At 36.4% G+C, this 13,719-nt stretch carries 13 protein-coding genes, 1 pseudogene and 1 other annotated feature; of the genes and pseudogenes, 2 read left to right on the forward strand and 12 right to left on the reverse strand.

What is annotated here, in order from left to right; all coding sequences use genetic code 11:
- Nucleotides 1-185: 185 nt before the first annotated feature.
- A complete protein-coding gene (locus tag EM4838_RS12460; protein WP_071866489.1) occupies nucleotides 186-365 on the reverse strand; it encodes a hypothetical protein in 180 nt (59 codons plus the stop codon).
- A gap of 73 nt (nucleotides 366-438) precedes the next feature.
- Nucleotides 439-921: a hypothetical protein gene (locus tag EM4838_RS12465; protein ID WP_071866490.1), complete on the reverse strand. Its 483-nt coding sequence runs from the start codon at nucleotides 919-921 to the stop codon at nucleotides 439-441.
- Nucleotides 922-1,478: 557 nt separating this feature from the next.
- Between EM4838_RS12465 and EM4838_RS12470 the strand changes: the two genes are divergently transcribed.
- Nucleotides 1,479-1,946, forward strand: a complete 468-nt coding sequence (locus EM4838_RS12470; RefSeq protein WP_233433737.1) for a hypothetical protein — start codon at nucleotides 1,479-1,481, stop codon at nucleotides 1,944-1,946.
- A 141-nt stretch (nucleotides 1,947-2,087) separates the two neighbouring features.
- On the opposite strand, the pseudogene tnpA reads toward EM4838_RS12470, so the two are convergent.
- The 9 genes and pseudogenes from tnpA to hisS all read right to left on the reverse strand — a co-directional run bounded on the left by tnpA (nucleotide 2,088) and on the right by hisS (nucleotide 12,120).
- Nucleotides 2,088-2,539: pseudogene (gene tnpA, locus EM4838_RS12475) on the reverse strand (IS200/IS605 family transposase).
- 212 nt (nucleotides 2,540-2,751) lie between these two features.
- Nucleotides 2,752-4,935 (reverse strand): glycoside hydrolase domain-containing protein, encoded by a 2,184-nt coding sequence (locus EM4838_RS12480; protein WP_071867733.1) that lies wholly within the window; start codon nucleotides 4,933-4,935, stop codon nucleotides 2,752-2,754.
- 40 nt (nucleotides 4,936-4,975) lie between these two features.
- Nucleotides 4,976-5,215, reverse strand: a complete 240-nt coding sequence (locus EM4838_RS16890; RefSeq protein ID WP_233433738.1) for a hypothetical protein — start codon at nucleotides 5,213-5,215, stop codon at nucleotides 4,976-4,978.
- Nucleotides 5,216-5,371: 156 nt separating this feature from the next.
- Nucleotides 5,372-5,638, reverse strand: a complete 267-nt coding sequence (locus EM4838_RS16895; RefSeq protein ID WP_233433739.1) for a hypothetical protein — start codon at nucleotides 5,636-5,638, stop codon at nucleotides 5,372-5,374.
- Nucleotides 5,639-5,742: 104 nt separating this feature from the next.
- Nucleotides 5,743-6,114, reverse strand: a complete 372-nt coding sequence (locus tag EM4838_RS12490; RefSeq protein ID WP_071867732.1) for a phage holin family protein — start codon at nucleotides 6,112-6,114, stop codon at nucleotides 5,743-5,745.
- Between the two features lie 28 nt (nucleotides 6,115-6,142).
- Nucleotides 6,143-6,982: a LysM peptidoglycan-binding domain-containing protein gene (locus tag EM4838_RS12495; RefSeq protein WP_071867731.1), complete on the reverse strand. Its 840-nt coding sequence runs from the start codon at nucleotides 6,980-6,982 to the stop codon at nucleotides 6,143-6,145.
- 982 nt (nucleotides 6,983-7,964) lie between these two features.
- Nucleotides 7,965-8,840, reverse strand: a complete 876-nt coding sequence (locus EM4838_RS12500) for a YitT family protein (protein ID WP_010734230.1) — start codon at nucleotides 8,838-8,840, stop codon at nucleotides 7,965-7,967.
- Between the two features lie 206 nt (nucleotides 8,841-9,046).
- Nucleotides 9,047-10,813, reverse strand: coding sequence for an aspartate--tRNA ligase (gene aspS / locus EM4838_RS12505; protein WP_071867730.1), 1,767 nt, complete (start codon nucleotides 10,811-10,813; stop codon nucleotides 9,047-9,049).
- Nucleotides 10,813-12,120 (reverse strand): histidine--tRNA ligase, encoded by a 1,308-nt coding sequence (gene hisS, locus EM4838_RS12510; protein ID WP_071867729.1) that lies wholly within the window; start codon nucleotides 12,118-12,120, stop codon nucleotides 10,813-10,815. Before hisS ends, aspS begins: the two co-directional genes overlap by 1 nt.
- 65 nt (nucleotides 12,121-12,185) lie before the next feature.
- Nucleotides 12,186-12,397 (reverse strand) — a binding site (T-box leader).
- 130 nt (nucleotides 12,398-12,527) lie between these two features.
- On the opposite strand from hisS, the gene EM4838_RS12520 reads away from it, so the two are divergent.
- On the forward strand, nucleotides 12,528-13,478 hold the full coding sequence (locus EM4838_RS12520; RefSeq protein WP_071867728.1) for an aldo/keto reductase: 951 nt from the start codon (nucleotides 12,528-12,530) through the stop codon (nucleotides 13,476-13,478).
- Between the two features lie 73 nt (nucleotides 13,479-13,551).
- Here the strand turns inward: EM4838_RS12520 and EM4838_RS16900 are convergent, their stop codons facing one another.
- Nucleotides 13,552-13,665, reverse strand: a complete 114-nt coding sequence (locus EM4838_RS16900) for a hypothetical protein (protein WP_307725290.1) — start codon at nucleotides 13,663-13,665, stop codon at nucleotides 13,552-13,554.
- Nucleotides 13,666-13,719: the final 54 nt, after the last annotated feature.

Here is a 13,719-nt window from a genome sequence, read left to right on the forward strand (position 1 = left end):
GATTGTTTAATAATATTTAAAGAGGACACGCCGAAAATTTTACTAAAGGTGATTTAATTGAAATAAAACTATTTGACAATGAGTCATATTTTATACTTATTCTATAAATACCTCATTGGTTCATTCATACTTTTAGAGAAGAACTTAGTTAATTATTTGTTTAAAAACAAGCATAGTATGTTATCTCATTTTCCTAAATTTCCAGTCACTTTTTGGATAGGATCTATTTTATTTCCATTTTTATCCATAATTATTGTACGATTTACTTCATTCTTATCATGTTTTATTTTTGAAGTAAATATCCAAATAAAAATCATTGATATTAGAAGAATCAATAAAATTACAAATAGAGGTTTTCTTTTCATATAAACTCCTAATTTTTGAACGTTATATCACATATCATGTTCAAAAAAGATATAAATAATGTTTTTTTCTTTTCTATAATGGAATTATGCTATAAGTTTGTCCATTAACAGGATTATCTACAGCAAAATAAAAATAGCCAGCTGTTTCTAAGGTATAAGGAGAGCCGCTTAAAGGCATATTGTAAACATTTACTACAGAAGCTGGATCAGGGCGATCAGTCACAAAGCAAGCAAATCCTCCTAATGAAAAAGTCAACCTAGCTCTATTTGTACTATTAAGTCCGAAAATATAGCCACTATATCGTGTGCCTGCTCCTGAAAATGGGTTAGAGTGATAGTTAGATCCAAAACTCAGCCACTTTAAAGTAGTCGGGGGTGTTGTGCCTTTTGGTTGTACAAACAGTATTTCAGGTTTGACTTCTTGTCCAAACTTATTATAAATAACAGTTTCTTCTGAGGAAGTTAAGGTCACCTGTTCAGCTTGCACCTCAGTATTCATGATTCCAAATATTGAAAAAACAAAAAAACTTATGCCTAACAAAATATACTTTTTCATTTTTTATACCCCTAAGTATTTCATCATAATAAAAATTTGTTTCTCCTCTTATTCTCAAATATTCTCCTTTCCATTTTATAATTTAAATCACCCCTTTGTTATAAAAACGCTTTCTTTAGAAAGGATGACAATTCCCTTCTTAATTATATAATACTAAAAACAAATAGACAACTAATGTTAATATCGTGCGTCATTTAATATTAAATGTTATTTAATGGTATATTTACGTTGAATAACTTTATATAGATGAAGACAGCAACAAATAACTAATTTAAACTAGAACAGAGTAAAAAGAAGTTAATCTGTTTTCTTTGATTAACTTCTATCCACATTTCAATAAATAATAGAAAAAACTACTATTTCTGTTCACAATAAATAACATTTTTTTATTAAATTTTTAAAGCTACTTCAAGTTTTGTCTGCTATAATTAAAAAAAGTCTTTAAGGAGAACTAAATAATGCTTTTAATTAAATTTATGTGTACTTTAATATATTACGCTAGTTTTATTTATACAGTCTACAAAGTCAGGCAGATCCAACAGGAGTATTCAGATATCATGGCTGTATATAAACAAGAAGGAGAGCGTGCTTTTCCAAACCTGACTGAACAAGAACAAAAGAGACGAAAAAAAGCAATCTCACAATATTATGAAAAAAAGGACCCTTCTTTTGCTCTAAAAAGAAAATTTTCATTTATCGTTTACGTTATTGTCTTTTTTATTTTGGCACGTGTCATTCGCTACTTTTTCCCTATTGAAGACGTCCCTAAAAATTTGAATCATATAATTCCCTATTTGGGAGTAGCCCTTACCATCAGTGCTGTTACAGGCTTTTACTTAATTAAATCCCAAAAAAATGAACGCGAAATATTTAAACAGTATTTAATAGATCATCCTAAAAATGAATTACAATTTGTTTGGGTTTCAGAAAAACTTCAGGCAAGTTTTATGCAAAATACAAATAAAAGATTTATAGTCCATCTTACACTAGGTATATTAATGATATTGTATCCTCTTTTTTCTTAGATGGGGTTATACATTAAAATCATAACTCCCCTTCAAAAGGGTGGTTTGCTCCAAGGCTATAAGCCCTTAACACCGGCCAGCGCCTAAAGAAGCTGGCCTTGCCACTTTTGCCTACCTTTAAAAAGGTGTTTGTTCTACTCTCTAATCCTTAAAAGGGTCCTCATATTCTCGAACACTTAATTTATCTAGCGCTATATCATGTTTCTCTTGTTCTTGAATGTATTTCCTTATGGTCGCTTCATTCAATCCCACAGTGCTTACATACCCTTCTGCCAAAAAGTGTCGATTGCCAAACCTATATTTTAAAGTTGCATGCTTATCAAAAATAATTAATGCACTATTTCCTTTTAGATAACCCATAAAACTAGACACGCTCATTTTTGGTGGGATACTCAATAATAGGTGGACGTGATCTGGCATCATATGCCCTCTAAAATCACCACTCCTTTATACTTACATAATCGTTTGATAATCTCTTGTGTACTTGCTCGATATTGATTATAGCTGATTTTTCTTCTATACTTTAGTGTGAATACAATGTGGTATTTGCACAGCCACTTTGTATGAGATAAACTATTTGTTTTATTACCCATTTCTTTTCCCTTCCTTGCGTTATCAATATAACCTGAACATCATATTTTAACGATGTGTAGGGCTTTTTGATAGAATCATTTGTTCCCACTTCACCCCACCCGAATTGCGGGTGTTTTTCTGTTTCGCTCACTTTGCGAGCTCAACTTGGTCTAAAGACAATAATAAGAACCGCAAAAACAGTTCCCATGTTTTTGCGGTTCAAATCTTTTAGTTAGCTTTCTTTGATGAAATCTAAAATGGAGCTAATAACTAAAGCAATTACTCCCGCTGCTGTTACTGTTGTCGCCCCTGCACCAAGCCACGCAACAATAGGTGGTATTACTAAGATTAATAAGAAAATACCTACACCTGTTGCAATTGTATAGAGCGTTCTTTCAAAAACCTCTTTAAAAAATCCTCCGATTTTATTTAAATCAATTTCAATTTCATATTTAACAGAAGCAGTAATTTCTGATCCTTCTACTGTAAATTTTTGCATATTAATGGCAAGCGATACACTAATTTTCCCATCTTCATAGCCACCACTTAATTCTACATCACCATTTTCGATAGCTGCAGTTAAACCTTCCATGTTAGCTTCCAATTTCCCAGCAATACCACTACCTAACATATCAGAGACTTCACTAACAAATGCTGGATCAATTTTTCCATTTATGATACTAAATGTAATAAGATTATCATTGGCATCTGCGGATTGAACTGTTCCGGCTAATGTTTGTGTGAGTGTGACAGGTCCAATAGAGAAAATGGGCATTTCTACTCCTAATTCAAATTGTGCATTATCAATTGCTTCATCAATCAATTTAAGTCCCAGATTTTTTAGGACGCCAATAGCTGGATCAACCGCACTAACAGTCGTTACACCTGGATCGATTCCAGAGACATTCAGTTTATCAATCATCACTAAACCATCTCCTGAGCCAATTCCATCGCTTGGTTCACTAAATTGGTCAAAAGCCCAATCTGTTGGTTGAGAAAAACCAAGATTACCAGACCAACCAGTAGACATATTCGATACATAACTGGCCACGGTATAGCCTGCTTCAGAAACACGCATACACACATTGCGAGTACCATAAATCCCTACATTAAAACGAATCCCATTTCTCGTCGCAACATCATGTAGTCCACTGAAATAAGGCAGGATGTTTGTCGTAATATCTGAGTCTAGCGCATCCACATCCACTGCAAAATAAATGATTGTTCCTTTGTCAAATCCTAGAGAGTCCGCAGCCGCAAATGCTGTATTTGCATCTGATACACCTTGGTTGTACGTATAGTAGCTTACCACTGGATTATTGTCCTGATAAATCGGAATGATAGCCATTCCAGCATTAATAATATTATTTGCTTCAGTTACCGTTAAATATTTTGGAATAAAGTTATTGCCGACGGTTCCCGTTAAGTAACGACCTACGTATTGTATTCCAGCTTCTTGCAAGGTTGTGATTTGCGCAGGAGTTAGCTGTTCTGAAGTATCTACCGCATTGAAACTACGGTTAGGATCGCCAGAAGAAAGCATCAAGGACATCGCAGTAGTTAAGTCAGGATAACCGTCTGTTACTTCGGATAAATTCAAGAATAATTGGAATAATGATAATGAGTCTGTTGTCTCGGTATCTAATGCTCCGCTGAATGGGACACCACTTGGACGTACATTGATCAGATTTTGATAAAGTGCATATTGGAGAAGTAACACTAATCCGCTATTACTTGCTACTTGGCCACTATCTGCTAACTGTCTATAAACTTCTTGTGTAGTTGGACCGAATACACCATTTGCAATATCGCCTAGACCTTCTTCTACTTGGACCCCATAAATCAAGGCAGTATTTGTGGCACGTTGATAGATCCCGTCACAAGGTAAGATTCCTGTCCATTCCGAATACTTTCTATTTAAAGTTTGTTGCATTTCACGTGTTCGTGCATCGCCTCCTTGAACTAATACAAATGCACTCATATCAAACAAAGCTTTGGCCCATATTGAATCTAACGTACTAGTTGGATTCTCAAATCCAGCAGCCATTTTCAATCCTTTGATTGCATCATCATTATTGAGCGTATAAACTGTGTCAAATTTCCCATTTCCCATCCCTTTGCAGCGAAAAGCACCATCGACCAATTTTACAATTGGGCTTTCATACTTATTAATTAAGTTGGGCGTCACTTGCTGATCCCATAGTGCTGAAGTGGTCTCACCAAAATTATTGACCAATTCTGTAATACCTAACTCATGTTGCACTGCACGAATCAAACCATATACCGTATCCCATCCAGTACGGCCATCTTCCGGAACTGAACCAAAACTAGGTACATCTCCATAAGTTTTATTCAACCATTGTTGTACTTCTAATACCCATGGATCTTCTCTTAATTGTTTATCATTTACGTTCATTTTTTTCACTCCTAAAAATTTATTTTTTGATTCGAATCACTTAGATATGTCGAAGATTTTCGTCATTTGTGACTGGAAATAGAAAAAAATTTTCTTTTTCCAAGTATTTCTTGAATCTCCGCTTCATTCGCTCAATCTTTTTCCGCATACGTGCGTTATATTCTTCAAAAAACATATATCTCACCGCTTCAGCACACGAATAGCCTTCCACTAACAAAGAAAAGAACTGGGCATCATCAGGAGCAATTACTTGATACTTCATTAAAATCTCTTTGATCATCAATGTACTCTCGTCTAAAAAACAGGGTGGAAAGCAGGCACTGGACTCATCAATCATTTGCCAGTGCCCACTTGCATAAGTAATGCCATGTTTATCGGTGGATTTCCCTGATTTTTTCTTATATAAACGCCAAACATTTTTTTCTGCAATAAATAATCAATGGAGAAATACATTTTTAAAGTTAAAATCATTTTTTTGTTCTTCTCGAAAAACTTCGATTGCTTCCCAAGTTGCGAAGAGGTAGGCACTATAAAAATCTTCAAACGAAATGTATACGCCTACATTACTTGCTGAAAAATGTGAATATTTTGCACTTTTTTTTAAATACGGAACAAAATTCAACAAAATTATTTCTAAACGTCTTTCATCTTGTTCTTTTACATAATCCTCTACTTCTATGATTCGTTCTGTCCAAAAATCCATGTTTCCCACTCCAATCGTCCTTTTGGATGGGTATGTCGTAAAATAAGTGTAACTTGTGACAGGATAATAACAATTTTTTTTATTTCTTTTTGTCATTTAATCCACTACAGTGTTTTTCTCATTTTCTTTTCAATGGATTTTAAGATTTCCCGAAAGTAAGTCGTCACTTCTGTTTTTGCCGTATTTTCAATAATACTTCCAATTTCATTAAAAATCAGACAGGTCGTAAAAACTTTGACCAATGTGAACTCTAAATGAACCTCATTTTGTAGCAAAACAAAGTCAACGATTCCTGTCAAAATAAGTAACACAAAATGGCTAAGTTTTTTCCAAAGGCCTTGCCAACTTAATGTAGAATACCAGGTGTGATTGACTTTTGCTTTGAGCCACCCCGTCATTAGATCTAAAAGAACCACAAGGAAAAAGATATGAATCAATGCCTGATCGGTAGCAAAGATCTTTGTCAAAGCAGTCATCATAACACCTCCTTTGTAAACTGAGTATTTAGCAGAAAATCTCACAACATTTCTGATAGTATTGTTTTCTAGATGTCAAGCCATTGTATCCACCATTTACACGTAAGGTCACTTGTTCAACGGTTGGATTTCCTCCACAGTATTCATTCATCCCGTTTGAAAACCACCAGAAACCTGCACTGGTCCATGGATAAGTAGCAGCTACATACTTTGCTCCTTGATTTAAAATTTCTGGATCCAATACTGAAGCGGCAAATCGGGTATAATTACTGCGTCCAGTTAGCTGGATATAACCCGCTCCTTTGTATTTTTTCCCGTCTTCCGGATAATAATTACCTAAATCACTCCGCCCTTCATATGACTCTCCAGAAGCCAACTCTTCCCGCCAAACTCCACAACCTGATTCGTGGCTGCATTGACTAATGAAGTGACGCAAACTGTTCAAAGAGACAATTTTATAAGTCTGCAGGCAACGATTCAATTCTGTGACATCTTCTGCCGAGATCGAATACCAGCCGATTGCTTGTAATTGTCCTAATGATACGGCTCGACTTTGGGAATTTCCGTTCCTTTTTTCTATAAACAACCATTGACCGACTTGAATTAAATCAGGATTCGGAAGGTTATTCCATGTTTGAAGTTGCTGGACCGTTACACCAAAGCGCAATGCAATCTCACTCAATGTGTCTCCTACTTGTACCACGTAATTCTCCCCCTTTTCTTGGGTTTCTTGGATCAATAGTACTTGTCCAACTTGAATATAATCAGGATCAGCTAACTGATTCCACTGTTGGAGTTGAGGTACTGTGATCCCAAACTGTTGAGCGATTCCACTTAACGTATCGCCTGTCTTTACGCTGTAGTTCATCTCTTTTCCTTCCTTCTGTTGTATTGTCGCGACTTTTCGTATACGTTAAGATATGTCGTGAAAAAGCAAATTTTGTGACAAAAAAATGAATGACCTGAGGAAATTAGCCCCATCATTCGTTTAAATAGCTATATTTTTAGTTTAAGTTGATCCTTTCTGCCACACTACTAGTATAATGAACGACATTTTAATACTAACTATTGATGTGTTTTCTATTGCTCAACTTAGTTGTGATTCCATAAATTCAAGCTTATTACAAATACACAAATATCCAACAGAGTATACCCTGTTGGCCCAACAATGTTGTTTATATAGCTATATTGATAACGAAAATTTTGATATACAAATACTCTGCCATGCTTGAAATTCTTTAAATGTTGAAAAAAATAAACACAAGTTTTCTACATCCCGTTTCCCATCTTATTCTTCCTAGATCAATTAAATAATAGTTGAAAAAATAATAAATAAAAACAAAAGTAAAATCCCAATAAGTGGTTCAATCCAAATTTTTTCTGAATTAATAAATACATTCTTTTTATTTTTAACTAGTCCTCCACCATATTCTTTTGGAAGGGTTAGTTCAAAGAGAAAACCAAATAATAATGGTATCAAAACTGCATACTTAGGTCCTCTTATTAGTAAGTAGACAGCTGAGCAACTAAGGAAGAACTATATTACTTTGACTATTCTGATAGAACGAATCGTTTTAATTTCAAGATACTGTCACCTTTCTTTTATACAAGATCCATAAATTTATCTTTCTTACTTCTCATTTCAATATATCACGTTATTTTTAAATAATCACAACTCTATAATAAAGTGTCGTTTTAAACGCAAAACCGCTAAAAATTTAGAATCTGGACTATAGGATTATGTAAAAACTAATAACTTTTAAGTTCTTTAGATTTAACAAAATAACAAAAAAACACAGCGATAACCGATCAGTTATCCACTGTGTTTTATCTAACTATTTTACTAAACTCTATATTCCATCTTCATAAAAACGTCCGAGAATTTGGACATTTTCCGCAATACTGACAAATGCTTGCGGGTCAGAAGATTTCATTGCTTCACGTAACAAAGGAAGCTCGTAGCGAGTAACGATCGTCATTAAGACTGTTTGTTTATCGTGCTTGTACGCACCTTCTGCTTCATTGATGATCGTGATCCCACGACGCATACATTTTTGGATCGCTTCAATCACTGCTTCAGGATGCTTAGTCACGATCATGACTTGCATCTTTTTTTGTTTCGTATAGACGACATCCGTCACTTTGCCACTCACAAAAATCGACAAGGCACTATAAAACATATACTGCCAACCGAAGAGCAAGCCCGCTACGAAAACAATCAGTGCATTGAAATAAATGGAAATCGAACCAATGGATCGTCCTGTTTTTTTACGGATCGTAATACTCACGATATCTAATCCGCCAGAAGATAAGCCATTTTTTAATGCTAAACCAATACCAACCCCATTGACGGCACCACCGAATATCGCACAAATGATCGGATCGGTCGAAAGAATCGTTTGTGGCAAGAGATGGATACTAAGCGAGGTTAATGTCACAGTGATAAATGTAAAAATCGTAAATTTCTTTCCAAGTTTAAACCATGCTAAAAAGAATAATGGGATATTCAGCAAATACAACGTGGTTGAGACTGGAATCTCAAAACCAATCACTGATTTTGAAAGCGTCGTTAAGATTTGCGCAAGACCGGTTATCCCACTTGAATAGATGTTTCCTGGTTGATAAAAAAAGTTCAATGCAACTGAAGCAATCAGTGCATAGACGATCGACACCGAAAGTTTGGTCGTATAATCATGATACGCCCAATTTTCGAAAGTTTTTTTCATGAAAAAAGCCTCGCTTTATCTGGTATGCCCTTATTATATGATCTTTTAGGATTTAATCAAGAGACTTCTTTGAAAAAAAGATTGGAAATTCCAATATCATACAAAAAAGGTTGTGTCAGCGTCACAAGTCCGAATCAATCGCGACTTATCTGTGACCCTTTCACAACCTTGGTGTTTCTATGAAAATAATTTATCTCTAGTCGTTGTTATTCAACATCTGTTACATCGATGTTCAACTCAAATAATTGAAGATCAGAAACAGTGCTTGGCGCATCACTCATAACATCAGCTGCTTTACCATTTTTAGGGAAAGCAATGACTTCACGAATGTTTTCTTCACCTGCAAGCAACATCACAAAGCGGTCAAGCCCTAAAGCAATCCCTCCATGTGGTGGGAAGCCATAATCTAATGCACTTAACAAGAAACCGAATTGTTCTTCCATTTCTTCTTCAGAAAAGCCTAGTGTTTTTAATACTTTTTCTTGTAATTCTCTTGTATGGATACGTAATGATCCCCCACCTAATTCATAGCCGTTCAAGACGATGTCATACGCTTCTGCATAGACTTTTGCCGGATCAGTTGCCAATAACTCGACGTCGGATGCTTTAGGCATCGTAAACGGATGGTGAGCAGAAACATAGCGGCCTTCTTCTGCTGAATATTCAAATTGTGGCCATTCTGTCACCCATAAGAAATTGAATTTTGATTCGTCGATCAAATCTAATTCTTTTCCTAAGCGAGAACGAATCGCTCCAAGAGTGGCTGCAACGATTTCTTCTTTATCTGCACCAAATAATAAAATATCCCCAACTTCAGCGTTTGTTGCTTGGATCAATGCTTCAGATGCCTCGCCCATAAATTTCGCAATAGGACCTTTCAAGCCATCTTCTTCTACTTTTAACCAAGCTAGTCCTTTTGCGCCAAACTGAGTGGCATATTGTCCAAGATTATCTAAATCTTTACGTGAATACTTGCTTGCTGCATTTTTCGCATTCAGCGCTTTGACTACCCCACCATTTTCAAGCGCCATTTGGAAGACTTTAAATTCAACGTCTTTCACAACTGTGCTCAAATCAATCAATTCCATGTCAAAACGTGTATCTGGCTTGTCACTTCCATAACGGCTCATTGCTTCATCATACGTCATACGTGGGAATGGCAAAGTGACTTCGATACCACGTACCTCTTTCATCACTTTAGCAATCAAACCTTCTGTATAGGTTTGGATTTCTTCAGCGGTCAAGAACGTCGTTTCGATATCGACCTGTGTAAATTCTGGTTGACGGTCACCACGTAGATCCTCATCGCGGAAGCAACGAACGATTTGATAGTAACGATCAAAGCCAGCATTCATCAACAATTGTTTGAACAACTGTGGTGATTGTGGTAAAGCATAGAAATGCCCTGCATGGATACGAGAAGGTACTAAGTAATCTCGCGCGCCTTCTGGTGTTGATTTTCCTAAATAAGGTGTTTCTATATCCAAGAAATCATGGTCATCCAAGTAATGACGGATCGCTTTCGTTGTATCGTTGCGCAATTTGATATTTTTTGTCATTTTTGGACGACGTAAATCAAGATAACGATACTTCAAACGAATCTCATCACTGATCGTTTGTTCATCCTCAATCAAGAAAGGTGGTGTTTTGGCTTGATTCAAGATAATGATTTCATCCGCGATGATCTCAAATTCACCCGTTGCCATTTTAGGATTGATTGCCAATTCATCCCGATTTTTTACTGTACCTGTCACTTCAATGACATATTCACTACGGCATTTATCAGCGATTTCCCACGCTTCTTTATTGATTTCTGGATTAAAAACAAGTTGAACGATTCCTTCACGATCACGTAAATCAATAAAGATCACGCCACCTAAGTCACGTCTTTTTTGTACCCAACCTTTTAATGTAACTGTTTGTCCTAACTGCTTTTCTGAAACCAGTCCACAGTATACTGTTCGTTGTGCCATCATTTTTCCTCCTGTTCAGTAGATAATGTCATTTCATCATAGACTTTATCAAAGTGGTCATAAATATCTTCTAATGCAAAGCTTTTCTCTGTACGATTAGCCATTGATTTGACGTTGATCGTTTGATTGGCTAATTCATCCGCACCAATCACTAAGACCAACTTCGCATCGGCTTTGTCTGCTGTCTTAAATTGTGCTTTCGCTTTACGTCCCATAAAATCACGATCGGCGGAAAAACCAAAATCACGAATCGCTTGAACGATTTTTAACGCTTCGATATTTGTTTCTGCGCCTAGTGCTACCACATAGGCATCTAATGTATTCATTACAGGGACAGCTACTTCTTCTGCCTCCATCGTTAATAAAATACGTTCGATCCCCATCGCAAAACCAAATCCTGGTGTTGCTGGCCCACCTAGTTCTTCGACCAAGTTGTCATAACGACCACCTGCACAAATCGTTGCTTGTGCGCCCATTTTAGGCGCGTCACTCATCACTTCAAAAATCGTATGCGTATAATAATCTAACCCACGAACCATATTACTATCGATTTCATAAGGCACATCTAACGCATCCAACATGGCAATCACTGTTTCAAAATGTGCTTTTGCTGTTTCACTTAAATAATCTAAGATCGAAGGTGCTTCTGCTACGAATTTTTGATCACGTTTGTCTTTACTATCCAATACACGTAATGGATTTTCATGTAAACGACGTTGTGAATCTTCGCTTAATTCTGCTTCAAACGGTACAAGGTAATCGATCAACGCTTGACGATACGCTTGTCGCGTTTCTTGATCGCCTAAAGAGTTGATCACTAAACGGATTTGACTGATTCCTAATTGCTTGAAGAAGTCTAATGCCATCACCATACTTTCAACATCCGTCGCGGGATTGTCTGAGCCAAATGCTTCGACACCGATTTGATGGAATTGACGTAAACGACCTTTTTGAGGACGTTCATAACGAAACATTGGTCCCATATAAAATGTTTTGTAAGGTTTTGTATATTCTGGTCCAAATAATTTATTCTCAACAAATGAACGAACGATTGGTGCAGTTCCTTCTGGACGAAGCGTAACATGACGCTCGCCTTTATCATAAAAATCATACATTTCTTTTGAAACGATATCAGTCGTATCCCCTACACTACGAGCAATCACTTCATAATGCTCAAAAATCGGTGTGCGGATCTCATTATATTGGTAATCTTTAAATAATAAACGGGCAGTTTCTTCAACAAATTGCCATTTTTCAGATTCTCCAGGTAAAATATCATTTGTTCCTTTTGGTCTTTGGAAGCTCATATTTTTCTCTCCTTTTCTTCACGCTATGTAATCAATGCAAACAAAAAACACCCTTGTTCGCCATGAACAAGGGTGAATGATTAATTCATACACGGTACCACCTATATTTGAAAGATTGCTCTTTCCTCTCACGATTAACGCTCGTTTACGGGACGGCTTTGCACGCGTCCATCTCCAGAGTGTCTTTCAGAAACTACTTGTTTTAGATCGCTCTCAGCCACGACGATCCTCTCTTATAAAGCATTTAGTTACTTACTCGCTCTTTCATCGATATTTAGATATTAATTATAACCTACTAAAAACACAGCGCAAAGTCAAGTAGATTCTTATTGATTTCTTTTTCAAAGTCATTTTGATTTAGCTTTTTTTCTTTTTGATTTAGACTAAATAAAAAAGGAGGTAAAAAAATGTCAGAAGTAAAAATTGGTCATTCTCAAGTATATGCCGAAGCAATCGGCTTAGGTGCAAATGCCGTCGGCGGGCACAATCTTTTTTCAGGATTAGCTGATGAAACTGGAAAAGAAGTCGTCAGAGCAGCCTTAGATAATGGCTTGAACCTTATTGATACTGCTTATATTTATGGAGAAGGTCGTTCGGAACAATTGATTGGAGAAGTCTTGCAAGAACCGGCTTATGATCGTTCCCGTATTATTATTGCCACCAAAGCAGCACATCTTCCAGATCAACCGAAAAAATTTGATAACTCTCCTGAATTTTTGAAGAAATCAGTCGATGAAGCGTTAGAACGTCTGCAAACAGATTATATCGATATTTTTTATATCCATTTTCCAGATGAAGCAACACCTAAAAATGAAGCAGTTGCCGCTTTACACGAACTAAAAGAAGCAGGGAAAATCCGTGCCATTGGTGTGTCTAATTTCACTTTAGAGCAATTGAAAGAAGCCAACCAAGACGGCTATGTCGATATCGTACAGGATCAATTTAGTTTGATCCATCGCACAGCGGAAAAAGAATTATTCCCTTACCTCGAAGCTAACGAGATTGGTTTTGTGCCTTATTTCCCACTTGCTTCAGGTTTATTGACTGGCAAGTATGATCTAGAAAGTCCGAAACATTTTTCTGAAGACGATCCTAGAAAGAACAAACCAAACTTTCAAGGTGAACGTTATGAACGAATCATCACAGCGGTCGATCAACTCAAACCGCTTGCTGAAAAGTACCAAGCAACCACTGCTCAATTAGTCTTAGCTTGGTATATCGCACACCCGCGGATTTCATTTGTCATTCCTGGCGCAAAGAAACCAGAACAAGTCGCAGACAATGCCAAAGCTTTGGATATTCATTTGTCTTTAGAAGATGCCCAAACAATCGATCAGTTATTCCGAGAGTTTAAATAGTACTCAAAAACAACCATCGCGAGAAAATGCGGTGGTTGTTTTTTTATTATGTACAAGATGTTTCAGCATAACCTTAGCTTTTTTTCATTTCGTCATGCGAGAGACTTTCATCAAGTTTCTGATGATCCTTCATCGCTTCATTATAGATAGCCAAGTCAATTTGCATTTCCAACGTACCTAATATCATCGTTCTAGCTAATTCCGATATTGTCAGTCCTTAAATCAGCCATTGCCAAAATAA

It is taken from the genome of Enterococcus mundtii, from assembly GCF_002813755.1.
GTDB classification, from domain to species: domain Bacteria; phylum Bacillota; class Bacilli; order Lactobacillales; family Enterococcaceae; genus Enterococcus_B; species Enterococcus_B mundtii.